The 20804-nt window shown below is 70.6% G+C and carries 15 protein-coding genes and 1 pseudogene; 13 read left to right on the top strand and 3 right to left on the bottom strand.

The window, feature by feature from the left end:
• Positions 1 to 265: 265 nt before the first annotated feature.
• From rpsA to QOL15_RS08850, 13 genes and pseudogenes are all read left to right on the top strand, one after another.
• Positions 266 to 1744: a 30S ribosomal protein S1 gene (gene rpsA / locus QOL15_RS08910; RefSeq protein ID WP_065959074.1), complete on the top strand. Its 1479-nt coding sequence runs from the start codon at positions 266 to 268 to the stop codon at positions 1742 to 1744.
• A 140-nt stretch (positions 1745 to 1884) separates the two neighbouring features.
• The gene (gene coaE, locus QOL15_RS08905; protein ID WP_071247037.1) at positions 1885 to 2496 is read left to right on the top strand and encodes a dephospho-CoA kinase; all 612 of its coding nucleotides are present in this window, start codon (positions 1885 to 1887) and stop codon (positions 2494 to 2496) included.
• A gap of 75 nt (positions 2497 to 2571) precedes the next feature.
• Positions 2572 to 4656, top strand: coding sequence for an excinuclease ABC subunit UvrB (gene uvrB, locus QOL15_RS08900; RefSeq protein ID WP_171898683.1), 2085 nt, complete (start codon positions 2572 to 2574; stop codon positions 4654 to 4656).
• The gene (locus tag QOL15_RS08895) at positions 4646 to 5575 is read left to right on the top strand and encodes an SDR family NAD(P)-dependent oxidoreductase (protein ID WP_065959069.1); all 930 of its coding nucleotides are present in this window, start codon (positions 4646 to 4648) and stop codon (positions 5573 to 5575) included. Before uvrB ends, QOL15_RS08895 begins: the two co-directional genes overlap by 11 nt.
• 121 nt (positions 5576 to 5696) lie before the next feature.
• Positions 5697 to 8657, top strand: coding sequence for an excinuclease ABC subunit UvrA (gene uvrA, locus QOL15_RS08890; RefSeq protein ID WP_065959294.1), 2961 nt, complete (start codon positions 5697 to 5699; stop codon positions 8655 to 8657).
• Positions 8658 to 10544, top strand: a pseudogene (uvrC, locus tag QOL15_RS08885) (excinuclease ABC subunit UvrC); the annotation flags it as partial.
• A gap of 565 nt (positions 10545 to 11109) precedes the next feature.
• Positions 11110 to 11946 carry an RNase adapter RapZ gene (gene rapZ, locus QOL15_RS08880; protein ID WP_071247235.1) on the top strand — a complete coding sequence of 279 codons (837 nt, stop codon included), beginning with the start codon at positions 11110 to 11112 and terminating at the stop codon, positions 11944 to 11946.
• 73 nt (positions 11947 to 12019) lie between these two features.
• Entirely contained in the window at positions 12020 to 13000 is a 981-nt protein-coding gene (gene whiA, locus QOL15_RS08875; protein WP_071247039.1) for a DNA-binding protein WhiA, read from the top strand.
• Between the two features lie 266 nt (positions 13001 to 13266).
• The gene (gap, locus tag QOL15_RS08870; protein ID WP_058742911.1) at positions 13267 to 14277 is read left to right on the top strand and encodes a type I glyceraldehyde-3-phosphate dehydrogenase; all 1011 of its coding nucleotides are present in this window, start codon (positions 13267 to 13269) and stop codon (positions 14275 to 14277) included.
• Entirely contained in the window at positions 14274 to 15491 is a 1218-nt protein-coding gene (pgk, locus tag QOL15_RS08865; RefSeq protein ID WP_071247041.1) for a phosphoglycerate kinase, read from the top strand. Before gap ends, pgk begins: the two co-directional genes overlap by 4 nt.
• 52 nt (positions 15492 to 15543) lie before the next feature.
• The gene (gene tpiA, locus QOL15_RS08860; RefSeq protein WP_071247042.1) at positions 15544 to 16323 is read left to right on the top strand and encodes a triose-phosphate isomerase; all 780 of its coding nucleotides are present in this window, start codon (positions 15544 to 15546) and stop codon (positions 16321 to 16323) included.
• Between the two features lie 183 nt (positions 16324 to 16506).
• Positions 16507 to 16758, top strand: coding sequence for a preprotein translocase subunit SecG (gene secG / locus QOL15_RS08855; RefSeq protein WP_065959060.1), 252 nt, complete (start codon positions 16507 to 16509; stop codon positions 16756 to 16758).
• Positions 16759 to 16761: 3 nt separating this feature from the next.
• A complete protein-coding gene (locus QOL15_RS08850; RefSeq protein ID WP_065959058.1) occupies positions 16762 to 17121 on the top strand; it encodes an RNA polymerase-binding protein RbpA in 360 nt (119 codons plus the stop codon).
• 282 nt (positions 17122 to 17403) lie between these two features.
• Here the strand turns inward: QOL15_RS08850 and pgl are convergent, their stop codons facing one another.
• The 3 genes from pgl to zwf form a co-directional block, all read right to left on the bottom strand.
• On the bottom strand, positions 17404 to 18174 hold the full coding sequence (gene pgl / locus QOL15_RS08845) for a 6-phosphogluconolactonase (RefSeq protein ID WP_065959056.1): 771 nt from the start codon (positions 18172 to 18174) through the stop codon (positions 17404 to 17406).
• Positions 18175 to 18321: 147 nt separating this feature from the next.
• On the bottom strand, positions 18322 to 19266 hold the full coding sequence (locus QOL15_RS08840) for a glucose-6-phosphate dehydrogenase assembly protein OpcA (protein WP_065959052.1): 945 nt from the start codon (positions 19264 to 19266) through the stop codon (positions 18322 to 18324).
• Complete coding sequence (zwf, locus tag QOL15_RS08835) at positions 19263 to 20801, bottom strand: glucose-6-phosphate dehydrogenase (RefSeq protein WP_065959048.1); 1539 nt, start codon at positions 20799 to 20801, stop codon at positions 19263 to 19265. Before zwf ends, QOL15_RS08840 begins: the two co-directional genes overlap by 4 nt.
• Positions 20802 to 20804 lie beyond the last annotated feature (3 nt).

Below are 20804 nucleotides of genomic sequence, written 5' to 3'. Positions count from 1 at the left end.
CCGTGGCGGCCCCGCCACGGGCCTCCCGTCCGCCGCGGTGCGGCCGCACCGCGGCACCACCGCCGGGTCTGCACCGCACGTGACGCTCCGTGACACGCCCGACCGGCCTGGTTGTGGGTGCCCGCGCGGTGCGGTTAGACTCCATTGGCGCAATCCGCGCCAACCAATCACTGCCATGACGGCTCGCACCGACGATCGGTGTGGACCAGGGGGTCGCTCCCTCGTCGTCACGGCCCGACTCATGTCCGTTCGGAGCAATCTCTACATGACAACCACCACGACCAAGGCTCCCAAGCAGGTCGCCATCAACGACATCGGCTCGGCTGATGACTTCCTGGCCGAGGTCGAGAAGACCCTCAAGTTCTTCAACGACGGCGATCTGATCTCCGGAACCGTCGTGAAGATCGACCGCGACGAGGTCCTCCTCGACGTCGGCTACAAGACCGAGGGCGTCATCCCCTCGCGCGAACTCTCGATCAAGCACGACGTCGACCCCAACGAGGTCGTCGAGGTCGGCGACGAGGTCGAGGCCCTGGTCCTCCAGAAGGAGGACAAGGAAGGTCGCCTGATCCTGTCGAAGAAGCGTGCGCAGTACGAGCGTGCGTGGGGCGACGTCGAGAAGATCAAGGAGTCCGACGGCGTCGTGACCGGCACGGTCATCGAGGTCGTCAAGGGCGGCCTGATCGTCGACATCGGTCTCCGCGGCTTCCTCCCGGCCTCGCTCATCGAGCTGCGTCGCGTCCGCGACCTGACCCCGTACCTGGGCCAGGAGCTCGAGGCGAAGATCCTCGAGCTCGACAAGAACCGCAACAACGTGGTCCTCTCGCGCCGCGCCCTGCTCGAGCAGACGCAGTCCGAGTCGCGCACCACCTTCCTCAACAACCTCCACAAGGGCCAGGTCCGCAAGGGCATCGTGTCGTCGATCGTCAACTTCGGTGCGTTCGTCGACCTGGGCGGCGTCGACGGTCTCGTCCACGTCTCCGAGCTCTCCTGGAAGCACATCGAGCACGCCAGCGAGGTCGTCGAGGTCGGTCAGGAAGTCACCGTCGAGATCCTCGAGGTGGACCTGGACCGCGAGCGCGTGTCGCTTTCGCTCAAGGCCACCCAGGAGGACCCGTGGCAGGTCTTCGCCCGCACCCACGCGATCGGTCAGATCGCGCCGGGCAAGGTCACGAAGCTCGTGCCGTTCGGTGCCTTCGTCCGCGTCGCCGACGGCATCGAGGGTCTCGTCCACATCTCGGAGCTCTCGAACAAGCACGTCGAGCTCGCCGAGCAGGTCGTCTCCGTCGGTGACGAGGTCTTCGTCAAGATCATCGACATCGACCTCGACCGTCGCCGCATCTCGCTCAGCCTCAAGCAGGCGAACGAGGGCGTGGACCCGGAGGGCACCGAGTTCGACCCGGCGCTCTACGGCATGCCGACCGAGTACGACGACAAGGGTGACTACAAGTACCCCGAGGGCTTCGACCCGGAGACCAACGAGTGGCTCGAGGGCTACGACACCCAGCGCACCGAGTGGGAGGGCCAGTACGCCGCCGCCCAGGCGCGTTGGGAAGCCCACAAGGCGCAGGTCGCGAAGACCATCGCCGACGAGGAGAAGGGTGGCTTCGACCTCCCGGCCGGCGCGTCCTCGACGTCGACCTCCTCGACGCCGTCGTTCTCGAGCGAGTCGAACGGTCAGGGCACCCTGGCCGACGACGCCTCGCTCGCGGCGCTCCGCGAGAAGCTCAGCTCGAACAACTGATCGAGCTGGTCGCACCGACCGGAAGCCCGGCACCCATCGTGGGTGCCGGGCTTCCGGCGTTCCCGGGCGTCGTCGTCCCCTCGTGCGTGCGGCGTTCCGGGACGCCGTCCCGTCCGGGTGTCGCTCGGTAGCCTGGTGGCGTGCGCATCATCGGTCTGACGGGCGGCATCGCCGCGGGCAAGTCCACGGTCTCCCGACGCTGGGCGGAGCACGGCGCCGTCGTGGTGGACGCCGACCAGCTCGCTCGGCAGGCGGTGGCGCCGGGGAGCCCCGGACTCGCCCGGGTCGCCGAGCGCTTCGGGGCCGGTGTGCTGACCGCAGACGGCTCGCTCGACCGGCCGGCACTCGGCAGCATCGTCTTCGCCGACCCGCAGGCGCGGAAGGACCTCGAGGGCATCACCCACCCGGAGGTCTGGCGGCTCGCCCAGCAGGCCTTCGACGCGGCCGAGGCCGCAGACCCGGACGCGGTCGTGGTCTACGACGTCCCGTTGCTCGCGGAGGCCCGGGGGAGCCGTCCGCTCGCGTTCGACGCCGTCGTGGTCGTCGACGCCCCGGCCGCGCAACGTGTCGAGCGGCTCGTCGCACACCGGGGGATGCCCCGCGACGAGGCCGAGCGGCGTGTGGCGGCCCAGGCGTCCGACGCCGAACGGCTCGCCCTCGCCGACCACGTCGTGGACGCCACGGGGACGCTCGACGACACGGTGCGGTCTGCGGACGAGGTCTGGCGGCGGATCGCTGGCGTGCAGGACTGACCAGGTGGGCGGGGTCCTTCTGCCCTGGGCGAAGCGGCCGGTCCGGTGTCGGCGGTCCCGACTACCGTTGCCTGCATGGCAGTGTCGATCGAGCCCACGCGGGCGATCCGTCCGTTCGAGGTCATCAGCGAGTACTCGCCGAGCGGCGACCAGCCGGCGGCGATCGCCGAGCTCGCCGGCCGCATCAACGCCGGTGAGACCGACGTGGTCCTGCTCGGCGCGACGGGTACGGGCAAGTCGGCGACGACCGCCTGGCTCATCGAACAGGTGCAGCGTCCGACCCTGGTCCTGGCGCACAACAAGACCCTCGCGGCGCAGCTCGCGAACGAGTTCCGCGGGCTCATGCCGAACAACGCCGTCGAGTACTTCGTCTCGTACTACGACTACTACCAGCCCGAGGCGTACGTCCCACAGACCGACACCTTCATCGAGAAGGACTCGTCCGTGAACGCCGAGGTCGAGCGCCTCCGCCACTCCACGACCAACTCGCTGCTCAGCCGGCGCGACGTCGTGGTGGTGTCGACCGTGTCGTGCATCTACGGCCTGGGCACGCCCGAGCAGTACATGAACGCCTCGGTCGCGCTGCACGTGGGCCAGACGATCTCCCGCGACCAGCTCGTCCGCAAGTTCGTCGGCATGCAGTACCAGCGCAACGACGTCGACTTCGCGCGCGGCACCTTCCGGGTCCGCGGCGACACCATCGAGATCATCCCGATGTACGAAGAGCACGCGATCCGCATCGAGATGTTCGGTGACGAGATCGAGGCGCTGTCCTCGCTGCACCCGCTCACGGGCAGCGTGATCGACGACCTGCCCGCGGTGTCGATCTTCCCGGCGTCGCACTACGTCGCGGACACCGACGTCATGCACAAGGCGATCGAGCGCATCAAGGACGAGCTCGCCGACCGGCTCGCCGAGCTCGAGGGCCAGGGCAAGCTGCTCGAGGCCCAGCGGCTCCGCATGCGCACGACGTTCGACATCGAGATGATGGAGCAGATCGGGTTCTGCTCGGGCATCGAGAACTACTCGCGGCACATGGACGGGCGCGAGGCCGGCGAGGCCCCGCACTGCCTCATCGACTACTTCCCCGACGACTTCCTCATCGTGATCGACGAGTCGCACGTCACGGTGCCGCAGATCGGCGCGATGTACGAGGGCGACGCCTCGCGCAAGCGCACCCTGGTCGAGCACGGTTTCCGCCTGCCGAGCGCCCTCGACAACCGCCCGCTCACGTGGGAAGAGTTCCTCGAGCGCGTCGGGCAGAAGGTCTACCTGTCGGCGACGCCCGGCAAGTACGAGCTCGGCGTGACGGACAGCGTCGTCGAGCAGATCATCCGCCCGACCGGCCTGGTCGACCCCGAGATCGTCGTCAAGCCGAGCGACGGACAGATCGACGACCTGCTCGAGGAGATCAAGCTCCGCACCGAGCGCGACGAGCGTGTGCTCGTCACGACGCTCACCAAGCGCATGGCCGAGGAACTCACCGACTTCCTCGGCAACGCGGGCGTGCGGGTGCGGTACCTGCACTCCGACGTCGACACGCTCAAGCGCGTCGAGCTCCTCACCGAGCTGCGCCAGGGCGTGTACGACGTCCTCATCGGCATCAACCTGCTGCGTGAGGGCCTCGACCTGCCCGAGGTGTCCCTCGTCGCGATCCTCGACGCCGACAAGGAGGGCTTCCTCCGGTCGTCGACGTCGCTCATCCAGACGATCGGTCGCGCGGCGCGCAACGTGTCCGGCCAGGTGCTCATGTACGCCGACAAGATGACCGACTCGATGCGGAACGCCATCGACGAGACCGACCGGCGCCGCGAGAAGCAGGTCGCGTACAACCTCGAGCACGGCATCGACCCGCAGCCGCTGCGCAAGAAGATCGCGGACATCACCGAGGTCCTGCAGCGCGAGAACGACGACACCAAGGCCCTGCTCGAGGGTCGGGGCGGTGCGGACGGTCGGCGGTCCCCGACGCCGAACCTGCGGCGCGAGGGCATCGCCGGCGAGGGTGCGACGCAGCTCGGCGCGACGATCGCCGACCTCAACGAGCAGATGCTCCAGGCCGCCGCCGAGCTGAAGTTCGAGCTCGCCGCCCGCCTCCGCGACGAGGTGCAGGACCTCAAGAAGGCGCTCCGGCAGATGGAGTCCGCCGGCCATGTCCGCTGACGCCGTCCGGGCCGAGCCGGAGCACCGCACGGTCGTGGTGACCGGGGCGAGCGCCGGGTTGGGCTACCACGCGGCCGAACAGCTCGCGGCCCGTGGGCACCGGGTGGTCCTGGCCGTCCGGGACCCGGAGCGGGGTGCGGCCGCCGAGCGGAGCATCCAGCGCCACGTCGACGGTGCGGACACGGCGGTGCTCCGACTCGACCTCGCCGACCTCGACAGCGTCCGGTCCGCGGCCACGGCCCTCGCCGACCACGGACCGGTCCACGCGGTCCTCAACAACGCCGGCGTCGTCGGGTCCGCCGAGCGCCGCAGCACGGCGCAGGGGTTCGAGCTGCAGGTCGGCACGAACCACCTCGGGCACTTCGCCTGGACCGCACTCGTCCTGCCGCTGCTCGACCCCGCGGTCGGCCGCGTCGTGCACCTCGGCTCGATCGCACACCGGTTCACGACGCTCGACCGGACGGACCCGCTCGCGACCGGTCGGTACGAGGGGCACCGCCAGTACGCGCGGAGCAAGCTCGCCGTCATGCTCTTCGGGTTCGAGCTCGCCCAACGCCTCGGCGACGCGGGGTCCCGGCTGCGCAGCGTCGTGGCGCACCCCGGCCTCGCGCTCGACGCGGCCGCCCCACCGCGGCCGGAGATCGCGCCGACCCGGTCCGAACCGGCGTGGATGCGTGCGGGCTCCGGCTGGGTGGCACAGGGCAAGGACGCCGGTGCGCACCCGCTCGTGCACGCTGCCGTCGGCGACGGTGTCCGGTCGGGGGAGTACTGGGGGCCGGGCGGTCCGCTGCAGTTCGCCGGTCCGCCGGCGCTCGTCCCGGCCCGGACCCGCGCGCACGACCGCACCGCGGCAGCGCGGCTGTGGGCCGCGAGCGAGCGGGCGACCGGTGTCGCGTTCGCTCTCGACGGAGTGCTCTGACCCGCCACGCGCGGGCGGATGTCGGTGCGGGTTCGTAGACTCGTCTCCGATGACCATCACCTCTGACCGCGGAACCTCGACGTCGGGCGGCGACGCCTTCGGCGAGCCCGCCGACCTCCACATGCCCGGCGGGACCGCTCCGCACAGCACCTCGACGCTCAGTGTCCGGGGTGCGCGCGTGCACAACCTGCAGGACGTCGACCTCGAGATCCCGCGGGACTCCCTCGTCGTGTTCACCGGGCTCTCCGGTTCCGGCAAGTCCTCGCTGGCGTTCGACACGATCTTCGCCGAGGGGCAGCGTCGTTACGTCGAGTCGCTGTCCGCCTACGCGCGCCAGTTCCTCGGCCAGGTCGACCGCCCGGACGTCGACTTCATCGAGGGCCTGTCGCCCGCGGTGTCGATCGACCAGAAGTCGACGAACCGCAACCCGCGGTCGACGGTGGGCACCATCACCGAGGTCTACGACTACATGCGTCTGCTCTGGGCGCGCATCGGCGTCCCGCACTGCCCCGTCTGCGGCGAGGTGATCAGCAAGCAGAGCGTGCAGCAGATCGCCGACCAGCTCATGCAGTTCGAGACAGGGACGCGGTTCCAGGTGCTCGCGCCGGTCGTGTCGAAGAAGAAGGGCGAGTTCGTCGACCTCTTCCAGGAGCTCGCCGCCTCCGGCTACGCCCGCGCGATCGTCGACGGCGAGCGTGTGCAACTGAGCGACCCGCCGACGCTCAAGAAGCAGGTCAAGCACGACATCTCGGTCATCGTCGACCGCCTCGTGGCCAGCGACGACGGCCTCGGACGCCTCACCGACTCGCTCGAGACGGCGCTGCGCCTGACGAACGGCACGGTGGCGATCGACCTCGTGGACCACGAGGGCCCGGGTGCCGTCCGCACCTACTCCGAGAACCTCTCCTGCCCGAACAACCACCCGCTCGCGCTGACCGAGATCGAGCCCCGCACGTTCTCGTTCAACGCGCCGTTCGGTGCGTGCCCGGAGTGCTCGGGCCTCGGCACCCGCATGTCGGTCGACCCCGACCTCGTGCTCGGCGACCCCGAGGCCTCGCTGCGTGACGGTGTCCTGCTGCCCTGGACGGGCACGAGCGGGCTGTACTCCTACTTCGAGAAGCTCCTCGCGGGTCTCGGCAAGGAGCTGGGCTTCAACCTGGACACCCCGTGGAACCAGCTCGACCCGAAGGTGCAGGCGTCGATCCTCACCGGCAAGGACTTCGAGGTCTCGGTGTCCTGGCGCAACCGGTTCGGTCGCGAGATGCGCTACACGAGCGGCTTCGAGGGCGTCATGCCGTACATCGAGCGCAAGTTCGCCGAGGCCGAGTCGGACTCGCAGCGGCAGCGCTTCCAGGGGTACCTGCGCGAGGTCCCGTGCCCGGTGTGCGACGGCACGCGGCTGAAGCCCGAGGTCCTCGCCGTGACGGTCGACGGGCGCAGCATCGCCGACGTCACCGACATGTCCCTCGACCAGGCGTACGACTTCATGGACTCGCTCACGCTCACCGAGCGCGAGGCCCACATCGCCGCCGCGGTCCTGCGCGAGATCCGGGCCCGGCTCGAGTTCCTGCTCGAGGTCGGCCTGAACTACCTGACGCTCGCGCGCGGGGCCGGTGGCCTCTCCGGCGGCGAAGCCCAGCGCATCCGGCTCGCGACGCAGATCGGTTCCGGCCTGACCGGGGTGCTGTACGTGCTCGACGAACCGAGCATCGGCCTGCACCAGCGCGACAACCGCCGGCTCATCGACACCCTCGTCAAGCTCAAGGACCTCGGCAACACGCTGATCGTCGTCGAGCACGACGAGGACACGATCCGCACCGCCGACTGGGTCGTCGACATCGGCCCGGGGGCCGGGGTCAACGGCGGCAAGGTCGTACACTCCGGGTCGTACGAGGGCATCATCGCGAACCGCGAATCGGTCACGGGTGACTACCTGGCCGGGCGCCGCGCCATCGAGGTCCCCACCGAGCGCCGGAAGATCAACCCGAAGCGCGTGATCAGCGTGCAGGGCGCGCGGGCGAACAACCTCAAGCAGGTCGACGTCGACTTCCCGCTCGGCGTCTTCACCGCGGTCACCGGGGTGAGCGGCTCGGGCAAGTCGACACTGGTCAACGACATCCTGTACAAGGTGCTCGCCAACCAGCTCAACGGTGCACGGCACATCGCGGGCAAGCACACGCGCGTCAAGGGCCTCGACCAGCTCGACAAGGTCGTGCACGTCGACCAGGCGCCGATCGGCCGTACCCCGCGGTCGAACCCGGCGACGTACACGGGCGTCTTCGACCGCATCCGTCAGCTCTTCGCCGAGACCCCCGAGGCGAAGGCACGCGGCTACCAGCCCGGCCGGTTCAGCTTCAACGTCAAGGGCGGCCGCTGCGAGAACTGCTCCGGCGACGGCACGATCAAGATCGAGATGAACTTCCTGCCCGACGTGTACGTCGCGTGCGAGGTCTGCGGCGGCGCGCGGTACAACCGCGAGACGCTGCAGGTGCACTACAAGGGCAAGGACATCTCCGAGGTCCTCGACATGCCGATCAGCGAAGCGGCCGAGTTCTTCGAGCCGATCTCCGCGATCCACCGGTACATGGCCACCCTCGTCGACGTCGGTCTCGGCTACGTCCGGCTGGGGCAGAGCGCCACGACGCTGTCCGGCGGCGAGGCACAGCGCGTGAAGCTCGCGACCGAGCTCCAGCGCCGGTCGAACGGGCGCACGGTGTACGTGCTCGACGAGCCGACCACCGGTCTGCACTTCGAGGACGTCCGCAAGCTCCTGCTCGTCCTGCAGAGCCTGGTCGACAAGGGCAACACCGTCATCACGATCGAGCACAACCTCGACGTCATCAAGTCGGCGGACTGGCTCGTCGACATGGGCCCCGAGGGCGGTGCCGGCGGCGGCACGGTCCTGGCTGTCGGGACCCCGGAGCACGTGGCCGACGTCCCCGAGAGCCACACCGGCGTCTTCCTGCGCGAGATCTTCGACGCGCAGGACGCCCGGGTCGGCAAGCAGCAGGCGGTGGGTGCGCGGACGGCGACCCAGAAGCGGTCCGGCACCGCGACGAAGCAGAAGGCAGGGGCTCGGTAGGTGGCGAACACCGTCTCGTGGCGGCCGAAGGCGTCGGAGATCCCGACCGACCCGGGCGTCTACCGGTGGCGTGACGAGGCGGGGCGGGTGCTCTACGTCGGCAAGGCGAAGAACCTCCGCGCCCGCCTCAGCAACTACTTCGCGCCACTGCCCACGCTGCACGAGCGCACCCGGCGCATGGTCCTCACGGCGCGCAGCGTCGAGTGGACCACGGTCGGCTCCGAGATCGAGGCACTCCAGCTCGAGTACACGTGGATCAAGGAGTTCGACCCGCCGTTCAACGTCAAGTTCCGGGACGACAAGTCGTACCCGTACATGGCGATCACCCTCGGCGAGGAAGCACCGCGGGTGATGGTGACCCGCAACCGCAAGATCAAGGGTGCCAAGTACTTCGGTCCGTACCCGAAGATCTGGGCGGTGCACGACACCATCGACCTGATGATCAAGGTGTTCCCGATCCGTACCTGCTCGGACTCGTCCTACAAGCGGGCGATGCAGACCGGCAAGCCCTGCTTCCCGGGGCAGATCGGCAAGTGCGGTGGCCCCTGCTCGCAGAAGGTCACGATCGCCGAACACCGGGCGATCGTCGAGCAGTTCGTCCGCTTCATGGCGAGCTACGACCGCCGCGTCATCACCGAGCTGAAGCAGCGCATGGCCGCGTCGGCCGACGCCATGCAGTACGAGCAGGCGGCGCGCTACCGCGACCAGGTCGGCGCGCTCGAGGCCGTGCTCGAGAAGTCCGCCGTCGTGCTCCGCGACTCGGTCGACCTCGACCTGTTCGGCGTCGCCGAGGACGAGCTCGCGGCCGCGGTGCAGCTGTTCTCGGTCCGCGGCGGCCGCATCCGCGGTGTCCGCGGCTGGGTGGTCGACAAGGAGCTCGACATCAGCACGGGCGACCTCGTCGAGCAGATCGTGCAGGGGCAGTACGCCACGACCGAGGAGCCCCCGCGCGAGGTCGTCGTGCCGGAGCTGCCCGAGGACGCCGAGGCGCTGCAGCAGTGGCTCAGCGAACGGCGCGGCGGGCGGGGGACCAAGCTCAGCACCGCCCAGCGCGGCGACCGTGCCGGACTCGCCCGCACGGCCGCGCAGAACGCCGCGCAGGCGCTCATGCTCTACAAGACCAAGCGCAGCGCGGACTACACCACGCGTGCCGCGGCCCTCGCGGACATCCAGGAGGCCCTCGGCATGACCGAGGCACCGCTGCGGATGGAGTGCTACGACATCTCCCACCTGCAGGGCACGAACGTCGTGGCGTCGATGGTCGTGTTCGAGGACGGTCTGCCGCGCAAGGACCAGTACCGCCGCTACTCGATCGCCGAGACGACCGACGACACCGACAGCATGTACCAGGTGCTGTCGCGCCGACTCGCCCGGCTCGACGAGGACGCCGCCGTGCCGGACGTCCCCGACGCCACGAGCGACGCCGTCGTCGAGGGCACGAAGCCGACCAAGCGGTTCGCGTACCGACCGCAGCTGCTCATCGTGGACGGCGGGCAACCGCAGGTGCAGGCCGCGAAGCGCGCGATGGACGAGGCCGGCGTGCACGACATCGCCCTCGTCGGGATCGCGAAGCGTCTCGAGGAACTCTGGCTCCCCGACGACGACTTCCCGGTGATCATGCCGCGCAACTCCGAGGCGCTGTTCCTCATCCAGCGCATCCGCGACGAGGCGCACCGCTTCGCGATCACGCACCAGCGCACCCGGCGCAAGCGGGACGTCCGGTCGCAGCTCGCCGAGATCCCGGGGCTCGGGCCGACCCGGGTGTCGGCGCTGCTCAAGCACTTCGGGTCCGTGGCGCGACTGCGGGAGGCGACGGCGGAGCAGATCGCCGAGGTGAACGGCGTCGGTCCCGCGACCGCGGCGGCCGTGGTGACGAAGCTGGCACAGGCCCCGGCCAGCGCGGCCGAGCCGGGCAGTGCCCCGACCGACAGCGCACCGGAGCCCGCCAGCGCGCCCGAGCCGGGCCGCACGCCGACCGACAGCGAGCCGGAGCCGCCGAGTGCGCCGGAGCCGGCCAGTGCGCCGGAGCCGGCCAGCGCGCCGGAGCCGGCCAGCGCGCCGGAGCCGACCAGCGCACCGGAGCCGACCAGCGCACCGGAGCCGAGCCCCGCCTCCCGACCGGACCGCGAGCCCGGCGCGGCCAGCGACACCGTCAGCGTGCCGGCCGTCAGCGCGGACGGACCGCACCGCCCCCGCTGACGGCCCCGGCCCGCTCCGACGACCCCGTCCGGACGCCGGGCGGTACCCTCGAGACCAACCGAAGCCGCCCCGGGCCACGGGCCCGGCCCGTCACGACGGAGCCCTCCCACACATGAGCGACACGAGCGACACGAGCGACCGCACCAGCAGCGACCCGGCACCGGCCGACGACCACGAGGAAGCGGGGGCCGAGCACGCCGCGGACGCCGCCCCCCGCAGCTCCCAGCAGCACGACATCCTCATCGTCACGGGCATGTCGGGTGCCGGCCGCTCGACGGTCGGCAAGGCCCTCGAGGATCTCGGCTGGTACGTGGTCGACAACCTGCCGACCCAGATGCTCGCGCCGCTGACCGAGCTCGCCGACCGCGCGGGTGAGAAGATCCCCAAGATCGCGACCGTCGTGGACGTCCGCGGCGGCCGGTTCTTCACCGACCCCGAGCAGGCGGTCGCCCAGGTGCGCGCGAGCGCGTCCGCGCGGGTCCGGGTGCTCTTCCTCGAGGCGACGGACGCCGTGCTCGTCCGCCGGTTCGAGCAGGTCCGCAGGCCGCACCCGCTGCAGGAGGACGGCACGCTGCTCGACGGGATCGGGCGGGAGCGCGCGCGGTTGGCCGGGCTCCGCGAGGCGTCCGACGTCGTCATCGACACGTCCGACCTCAACATCCACCAGCTCGCGAACACCGTCACCGAGCGGTTCGCCGACGACCACTTCGTCGGTGTCCAGGTGACGCTCATGAGCTTCGGCTTCAAGTACGGTCTGCCCGCCGACGCCGACATGGTCGCCGACGTCCGGTTCATCCCGAACCCGTACTGGGTCCCGGAACTCCGGGCGCACACGGGCCTCGACGCACCCGTCTCCGAGTACGTCCTGGCCCAGCCGGGTGCCCGCTCGTTCGTCGAGCGGTACGCCGCCGTGCTCGAGCCCGTGCTGGCGGGATACCAACGCGAGAACAAAAGACACGCTACGATCGCCATCGGCTGTACCGGCGGCAAGCACCGCTCGGCCGCCGTCGTCGCCGAGTTGGCGAACCTCCTCCGCGGGATGCCCGACGTCGCCGTGCGTGTGAAGAACCGAGATCTCGGCCGGGAGTGACCGTCCCTCCGGCCGTGCCACACGAGTGCGCCGGGCCCGCGGACCCCACCGAAGAAACGTTAGGAATGATGCTGTGCCGTTGACTGCCGAGGTCAAGGACGAACTGGCCAGGGTCGTCGTGAACCGCAACACGGTCCGCGCCGCCGAGCTCGCGACCATCCTGCGGTTCGCGGGCGGCCTGCACGTCATCTCGGGCAGGATCGCGGTCGAGGTCGAACTCGACACCCGGATCATCGTCCACCGGGTCCGCAAGGACCTCGCCGAGCTGTACGGGGTGCGCTCCGAGGCGTCCGTCGGTTCGACGGCATCGTCGCGTCGCGGCACCCGCTACCTCGTCCGCGTGCTCGAGGCGGGGGAGACCCTGGCCCGCCAGACGGGCCTGATGGACGCCCGTCGCCGCCCGGTCCGCGGGCTGCCGAACCGGCTCACCACGGGCAACCGTGAGGACCTCGCCGCCGTGTGGCGCGGCGCGTTCCTCGCGGCCGGCACCCTGACCGACCCCGGGCGTGCGGCCGCCCTCGAGGTCACGTGCCCGGGCAACGAGGCCGCGATGGCCCTCGTCGGCGCGGCCTCGCGGCTCGGGATCGCCGCCAAGGGCCGCGAGGTCCGGGGCGTGCACCGCGTCGTCATCCGCGACGGCGAGGCCATCGGCCAGATGCTCACCGTCATGGGTGCCGCCCGCACCACGGCGGACTGGGAGGAGATGCGGCAGCGCCGCGAGGTCCGCGCGACCGCGAACCGGCTCGTCAACTTCGACGACGCGAACCTCCGCCGGTCGGCGCAGGCAGCGGTCGCGGCGTGCGCCCGCGTCGAGCGTGCGCTCGAGATCCTGGCCGACGAGGTGCCGGACCACCTCAAGTACGCCGGCGCCCTCCGCCTCGAGCACCGCGACGCGTCGCTCGACGAGCTCGGACAGCACGCCGACCCGCCCATGACCAAGGACGCCATCGCCGGACGCATCCGTCGACTCCTCGCGATGGCCGACAAGCGGGCGTCGGACCTCGGCATCCCGGGCACCGAGGCCAGCGTGCCGGAGGAGCTCGAGGGGGTCTGACCGACGCGGGTCCCCACCCACCGGACGGGAGGCGCGGTGCCAGCTGGCACCGCGCCTCCCGTCCGTCGTGTGGCGGGTCCACGGGCCGGTTCCCGGCCCGTCGGGGACCGTCCGGACGGACCGTCTCACGGCGCTGCTGCGCAGTGTCCGACTGCTAGGGTCGAGACGGCGACGTCACGGGCGTATCGTCCACCGCAGGTGGGCCCGCAGGGCCCGCGACTCCGAACGCAGCGCCCTCCGGGCGCCCAGACCCAACAGGAGATCCATTGACCGTCAAGATCGGCATCAACGGCTTCGGCCGGATCGGCCGTAACTTCTTCCGGGCCGCCCTCGCCAAGGGCTCCGACCTCGAGATCGTGGCGGTGAACGACCTCACCGACAACGCGGCCCTCGCGAACCTGCTGAAGTTCGACTCCGTCACGGGTCGTCTCGGCGTCTCCGTCGAGCTCGACGGCGACAGCATCGTCGTCGACGGCAAGCCGATCAAGGTCCTGGCGGAGCGCGACCCCGCGAACCTGCCCTGGGGCGAGCTGGGCGTCGACGTCGTCATCGAGTCGACCGGCTTCTTCACCAAGGCCGCCGACGCGCAGAAGCACATCGACGCGGGCGCCAAGAAGGTCATCATCTCCGCCCCGGCCACGGGTGACGACGTCACCATCGTGCTCGGCGTGAACGAGGACCAGTACGACCCGGCGAACCACCACATCATCTCGAACGCGTCCTGCACCACGAACAGCCTCGCGCCGCTCGCCAAGGTGTTCCACGACAAGTTCGGCATCGAGCGCGGCCTCATGACGACCGTGCACGCGTACACGGCCGACCAGAACCTGCAGGACGGCCCGCACAAGGACCCCCGTCGTGCCCGCGCCGCCGCGCTGAACATCGTCCCGACCTCGACCGGTGCCGCGAAGGCCATCGGCCTGGTCATGCCGGAGCTCGCCGGCAAGCTCGACGGCTACGCGCTGCGTGTCCCGGTCCCGACCGGTTCGATCACCGACCTCACCCTCGAGACCAAGTCCGAGGTCACGGTCGACGAGATCAACGCCGCGTACAAGGAGGCCGCCGAGGGTCCGCTCAAGGGCATCCTGCTCTACAGCGAGGACCCGCTGGTGTCGACCGACATCACCACGGACCCGCACTCCTCGATCTACGACTCCGGCCTGACCAAGGTCATCGGCGGTCTCGTGAAGATCACCTCGTGGTACGACAACGAGTGGGGCTACTCCAACCGTCTCGTCGACCTGACCGAGTACGTGGGCGAGCGACTCTCGGCATGAGCCTCCGCACCCTCGAGGACCTCGGCGACCTCGCCGGCAAGCGCGTCGTCGTCCGCTGCGACCTGAACGTCCCGCTCAAGGACGGCCGGATCACCGACGACGGTCGTGTCCGCGCCTCGCTCGGCACGCTGAACACGCTGGTGAACGCCGGGGCGCGGGTCGTCGTGATCTCGCACCTCGGCCGCCCGGACGGCAAGCCGGCGCAGGAGTACTCCCTCGCGCCGGTCGCCCAGCGGCTCTCCGAGCTGCTCGGGAAAGAGGTGACCTTCGTCGGCGAGACCGTCGGCGACGAGGCCACCGCGGCCGCCGAGGCCCTCGGGGACGGCGACGTCCTGCTGCTCGAGAACCTCCGCTTCAACCCGGAGGAGACCTCGAAGGACGCGTCCGAGCGGCAGGCCTTCGCCGAGCGGATCGCCGCCCTCGGCGACGCGTTCGTGTCCGACGGGTTCGGGGTCGTGCACCGCAAGCAGGCCTCGGTCTACGAGCTCGCGGCGGCGCTGCCGAGCGCGGCCGGCTCGCTCATCGAGTCCGAGCTGCGCGTGCTCGACCGCCTGACCGCCGACCCCGAACGGCCGTACACGGTCGTCCTCGGCGGCTCGAAGGTCAGCGACAAGCTCGGCGTCATCGACCACCTGCTGCCCCGCGTGGACACGCTGTGCATCGGTGGCGGCATGCTCTTCACGTTCCTCGCGGCCCAGGGTCACGGGGTCGCGAAGTCGCTGCTCGAGCAGGACCAGCTCGACACCGTGCGGACGTACCTCGCCCGCGCCGACGAGCTCGGCGTGACGATCGACCTGCCCACCGACGTCGTGGTGGCCTCCGGCTTCGCGGCCGACGCCGACCACGAGACGGTCGCCGCGGACGCGATCGAGTCCACCGCGTTCGGCACGGACGGTGTCGGCCTCGACATCGGTCCGGAGACGGCGGAGCGCTTCGCCGCTGCGGTGTCCGGGTCGAAGACGGTGTTCTGGAACGGGCCGATGGGCGTGTTCGAGTTCCCGGCCTTCGCCGCGGGGACCAAGACCGTCGCCCAGGCGCTCACCGAGGTCGCCGGCCTCGGGGTCGTCGGTGGCGGCGACTCCGCTGCGGCCGTGCGGTCGCTCGGGTTCTCCGACGACCAGTTCGGGCACATCTCGACCGGTGGCGGTGCGAGCCTCGAGTTCCTCGAGGGCAAGTCGCTGCCCGGTCTCGAAGCGCTGGGGTGGTCCGCATGAGCCGCGGTACCCGCACGCCGCTGATCGCCGGGAACGCTCGGGGAGGCACAGCATGAACCGCACGCCGCTGATCGCCGGCAACTGGAAGATGAACCTGGACCACCTCCAGGCCATCGCCACGGTGCAGAAGCTCGCGTGGACGCTGAAGGACGCGCGCCACGACCACGACGACGTCGAGGTCGCGGTGTTCCCGCCCTTCACCGACCTCCGCAGCGTGCAGACGCTCATCGCGGCCGACAAGCTGTCGATCCGCTTCGGTGCCCAGGACCTGTCGCAGCACGACTCCGGTGCCTACACCGGTGACGTGTCCGGCGCGTTCCTCAAGGCCCTCGACGCGCAGTACGTGATCGTCGGGCACTCCGAGCGTCGCACGATGCACGGCGAGACCGACGAGGTCGTGGCGGCCAAGACCGCCGCAGCCGTCAAGCACGGACTCGTGCCGGTGGTCTGCGTCGGCGAGACCGGTGCGCAGCGCGAGGAGCGCGGCGCCGGTGTCGTCGCGGTCGAGCAGCTGCAGGTCGTCCTCGACGCCGTGCAGCCCGCCGAGATCGTGGTCGCGTACGAGCCGGTCTGGGCCATCGGCTCCGGCCAGGCCGCGACCGCCGAGCAGGCCCAGGAGGAGTGTGCCGCGATCCGTCGTGGCATCGCCGCCGCCTGGGGTGACGAGGCCGCCGCGGCGACCCGGGTGCTCTACGGCGGTTCGGTGAAGTCGGGCAACATCGCCGGCTTCCTCCGCGAGCCCGACGTCGACGGTGCGCTCGTCGGCGGCGCCTCGCTCGACGTGCAGGAGTTCGCGGCCATCGCGCGCTTCCGCCAGCACGTCGGCCTCTGAGGCTCCCGACCCGATCGCTCCGACAGGCCGTCCGCGTCCGCGCGGTCGGCCTGTCGCACGACCCGGGCGACAGCGCCCCGGGCACCCGACCACGCCCCGACCGGGGCCACACCCGTGCCGGTGCGACGGGCCGCCGCCCCGGCCCGCTACACTTGCAAGGCTGACTGACACGAAAGGTACGTCGTGGCGATACTCTCCGTCGTGCTGCAGGTCCTGCTCGCTATCACGAGTCTCCTGCTCACGCTCCTCATCCTGCTGCACAAGGGCCGCGGTGGCGGCCTCTCCGACATGTTCGGCGGCGGCGTGACGAGCAACCTCGGGGCGTCCGGCGTCGCCGAGCGCAACCTCAACCGCATCACGGTGATCCTCGGTCTGATCTGGATCATCTCGATCATCGTGCTCGGTCTCATCAACAAGTTCACAGCGGGGAGCTGAGCCATGGCATCCGGAGGCAGTGCAATCCGAGGGTCCCGCGTCGGAGCAGGACCGATGGGGGAGCAGGACCGCGGGGTCCAGGCCGAGCGCGTCGCCGTCTCGTACTGGGACGCGCTCGGCAACGAGGTCGTGCGGTACTTCTCCGCGACCCTCCCCGACGAGGAGATCCCCGAGACGGTGGACTCGCCGTCGAGCGGGCTCCCGGCTGGCCGTGACAAGGAGAACCCTCCGCAGGTCACGAAGACCGAGCCGTACAAGACGCACCTGGCGTACGTGAAGGAACGGCGCACCGAGGAAGAGGCAGCACAGCTCCTCGAGGACGCGCTGCAGCAGCTCCGCGCCCGCCGCGGTACCGCGAAGTAGCGACTCCCACATCGAAGGCCCCCGCACCGATCCGGTGCGGGGGCCTTCTGCGTCTCCCGCCTGCGGGCTGCCGCGCGGTTCGGTCGGACAGCAGCTGCAACAAGCCGAGGCGCGCTCGTCGAGGTTCCGCGAAACGCCGCGTGGCGTCCTGCGAGGTCGCACTGCGAGCTCCTGCCGGCCGCGAGATGCCAGAATTCTGGACCCTCGGGGGTCACCGGACACACGGACGACGGGAGGCGCGGTGCCAGCTGGCACCGCGCCTCCCGTCCGTCGTCGCGCGCGTCAGTACGTCGACGCGATGAGGTTCTCGGGTACGTCGCGCGCCGCGTCCTGGTCGACGAAGAACACCGTGCGCTTGCGACCCTGCACGCCACCGACGGGGACCTCGTCCACCGCGGCGCCGGCGAGGGCGAGACCGAGCACCGACGCCTTCTCGGCACCCGACAGGATGACCCAGACCCGCTGCGACGCGTTGATGACCGGGAACGACAGCGTCAGACGCTGCGGCGGCGGCTTGGGGGAGTCGTCGACCGTGAGCACCGCGCGGTCGGTGACCGACAGCTGCGGGAACTCGGGGAAGAGCGAGGCGGTGTGCCCGTCGGGGCCGACGCCGAGCAGCGTGATGTCGAAGCGCGGCGCGACGGCACCCTCGGGGGCGGCGTCCTGCAGCTCGCGCTCGTACTGCGCGGCGGCCTCGTCGATGGAGAGCCCGGCGTCGGACGCGGCCATCGGGTGCACGTTCTCGGCGGGGATCCCGACGTGGTCGAGGAAGTCGGTCTGGGTACCGGTGACGTTGCGGTCGGTGTCGCCCTCGGCGACCCAGCGCTCGTCGACCCACCAGACGTGCACCTTCGACCAGTCGACGCTCTCGCGCGCGGGGGACTGCCCGATCGCGGCGAGGACGAGCGTCGACACCGAACCGCCGCTGATGGCGATGTCGGCACGCTCCTGCTCGTCCAGCACGTCGATGATCTTCGTGATGAAGCGAGCGGCGACGGATGCGCCGAGGGCCTGCTTGTCCGGGTGCACCAGCACCCGTCGTTCGTTGGTCACGTGACTCCCGTGTTCGTGGCGGCCGATCGGGTGCGACCGCCTTCGGTCCGACCGGAGGCCTCGGCCGGCCGGTCCGGCCGATCGGAGGGCCGGGCCCGGCGTCGGTGACGCTCGTTCCCGGCCCGTCCGGCCGACCGTGTGTGGGTGCTAGCCCGCGATCGACTCGCGGAGCTGGGGTACCCCGTGCTTGACGACGTCCCCGAAGAGGACGTCAGGGTCGAGTCTACGGAGTTCCTCGGCCAGGCAGTCGCGCAGGTTGCGGCGCGGCAGCGACAGGTCGTGCGTGGGCTGGCCCGGCATCGAGAGCGTGGCGACGTCCACCAGGGAACGCTCGAGGTCGATGACGCCCGAGGCACGTTCGAGCTTGACCCCGTGGATGCCGCTGGACCCCGTGGCCCGCGGCGACGTCACGACGCGGACCGGGACCTGGAGCTGCAGCTGGAGCCACGCGGCGAGCAGGATCGTGGACGGGCTGTCGCTCGCGCCGGAGACCTCGACGCCCGTGATCGGCTCGTACGGCGGCTGGTCGAGCGCCGCGGCGAGCTGGTTCCGCCAGAGCGTCAGACGGGTCCAGGCGAAGTCGGTGTCACCCGGCACGTAGGTCGCACCGAGGGCCTCGATCGCCCGGTTCGGGTCCTTCTGCGCGGCGGCGTCGGTGATGCGACGCTGCGCGATCCGGCCCAGCGCCGACGCGGCGGGCTGCTCCGGGGCGTGCTGCGGCCACCAGGCGACGACCGGGGCGTCCGGCAGGAGCAGGCCGGTGACCAGGCTCTCCTCGTCGGTCGCGGTCTCGCCGTAGGCGCGGAGCACGATCACCTCGCTCGCACCCGCGTCGCTGCCGACACGGATCTGGGCGTCGAGGCGACCCGGGGACTTCGTGTCCCCGGCGTTCTTCGACACGATGATGACGCGCATCGGGTGCTCGCGGGACGCCTCGTTCGCGGCCGAGATCGCCTCTTCCTCGTGGCCGAGGCCGGTCGAGATGATGAGGGTCAGGACGCGGCCGAGGGCGACGGCGCCACCTTCCTCGCGGATGTGCACCAGGGTCTTCTGGATCTTCGAGACCGTGGTGTCGGGCAGGTCGATCTTCATGGACGCCTCCAGGTCCGGCCGTCACGGGCGAGCAGGTCGTCGGCCGAGGCCGGTCCCCACGTGCCGGGACGGTACTGCTCGGGCTGGCCCTGCGTGGCCCAGAACTCCTCGATCGGGTCGAGGATCTTCCAGGAGAGCTCGACCTCCTGGTGCCGGGGGAACAGGGGCGGGTCGCCGAGGAGCACGTCGAGGATGAGTCGCTCGTACGCCTCGGGGGATGCCTCGGTGAACGCGTGGCCGTAGCCGAAGTCCATCGTCACGTCGCGCACCTGGGTACCGACGCCGGGGACCTTCGAGCCGAAGCGCAGGGTCACGCCCTCGTCCGGCTGGACGCGGATGACCAGGGCGTTCTGCCCGAGGGGGGACTGCGGGATGCCGAAGACGTCCTCGGGGACGCGCTTGAACACGATCGCGATCTCGGTCACCCGTCGGCCCAGGCGCTTGCCGGCACGCAGGTAGAACGGCACGCCCTGCCAGCGGCGGGTGGCGATGTCGAGCTTGATGGCCGCGAACGTCTCGGTCGTGGACTCGGGGTTCATGCCCGCTTCCTCGAGGAAGCCGAGCACCTTCTCGCCGCCCTGCCAACCGCCGGCGTACTGACCGCGGGCCGTCGCCGTGGCGAGGTCCTCGGGCAGGCGCACCGCGGAGAGCACCTTCTCCTTCTCGGCGCGGAGGTGTCCGGCCTTGAACGAGACGGGCTCCTCCATCGCGGTGAGGGCGAGGAGCTGCAGCAGGTGGTTCTGGATGACGTCGCGCGCCGCACCGATGCCGTCGTAGTACGCGGCACGACCGGCGACGCCGATGTCCTCGGCCATCGTGATCTGCACGTGGTCCACGTAGTTCGAGTTCCAGATGGGTTCGTACATCTGGTTCGCGAACCGGAGCGTCAGCAGGTTCTGGACGGTCTCCTTGCCGAGGTAGTGGTCGATGCGGAACACGTCGTCGGGCGCGAACACGCTCTCGACGATCGCGTTCAGCTCGCGTGCGGTGCGGAGGTCCGACCCGAACGGCTTCTCGACGACCACGCGGCTCCAGGAGCCCTCGCGCTGCTCGGTCAGCCCGGACAGCTTGAGCTGCTCGGTGACGACCGGGAACATCTTCGGCGGGATGGACAGGTAGAACGCGTGGTTGCCCAGCGTCCCGCGCTCCTCGTCGAGGGTGTCGACGGTGCGCTTGAGCTCGCGGAACGCCTCGGGGTCGTCGAACGAGCCCTGGACGAACCGGATGCCCTGTTCGAGTTGACGCCAGACGTCCTCGTCGAACGGGGTGCGTGAGTGTTCCTTGACCGCGTCGTGCACGAGCTGGGAGAAGTCTTGGTCCTCCCAGTCGCGACGGGCGAACCCGACCAGCGCGAACCCGGGCGGCAGGAGCCCCCGGTTCGCGAGGTCGTAGACCGCGGGCATCAGCTTCTTGCGTGACAGGTCGCCCGTCACGCCGAAGATGATGAGGGTGCTCGGTCCCGCGATCCGGTTCAGTCGACGATCGGTCGGCAACCGGAGCGGGTTGTGCTCCGGGGTGACAGCCACCGGTGACATGAG

This window comes from Curtobacterium sp. MCBA15_012 (genome assembly GCF_001864935.2).
Lineage (GTDB): Bacteria > Actinomycetota > Actinomycetes > Actinomycetales > Microbacteriaceae > Curtobacterium.
The sequence above is the reverse complement of the archived record's forward strand: the minus strand, read 5'-3'. Positions and strand labels throughout refer to the sequence as shown.

Coding starts and splice junctions, on each gene's coding strand:
- rpsA (WP_065959074.1), top strand. CDS start 266: ATGACAACCACCACGACCAAGGCTCCCAAGCAGGTCGCCATCAACGAC.
- uvrB (WP_171898683.1), top strand. CDS start 2,572: ATGGCAGTGTCGATCGAGCCCACGCGGGCGATCCGTCCGTTCGAGGTC.
- QOL15_RS08895 (WP_065959069.1), top strand. CDS start 4,646: ATGTCCGCTGACGCCGTCCGGGCCGAGCCGGAGCACCGCACGGTCGTG.
- uvrA (WP_065959294.1), top strand. CDS start 5,697: ATGCCCGGCGGGACCGCTCCGCACAGCACCTCGACGCTCAGTGTCCGG.
- rapZ (WP_071247235.1), top strand. CDS start 11,110: ATGTCGGGTGCCGGCCGCTCGACGGTCGGCAAGGCCCTCGAGGATCTC.
- pgk (WP_071247041.1), top strand. CDS start 14,274: ATGAGCCTCCGCACCCTCGAGGACCTCGGCGACCTCGCCGGCAAGCGC.
- tpiA (WP_071247042.1), top strand. CDS start 15,544: ATGAACCGCACGCCGCTGATCGCCGGCAACTGGAAGATGAACCTGGAC.
- QOL15_RS08850 (WP_065959058.1), top strand. CDS start 16,762: ATGGCATCCGGAGGCAGTGCAATCCGAGGGTCCCGCGTCGGAGCAGGA.
- QOL15_RS08840 (WP_065959052.1), bottom strand. CDS start 19,266: ATGAAGATCGACCTGCCCGACACCACGGTCTCGAAGATCCAGAAGACC.
- zwf (WP_065959048.1), bottom strand. CDS start 20,801: ATGTCACCGGTGGCTGTCACCCCGGAGCACAACCCGCTCCGGTTGCCG.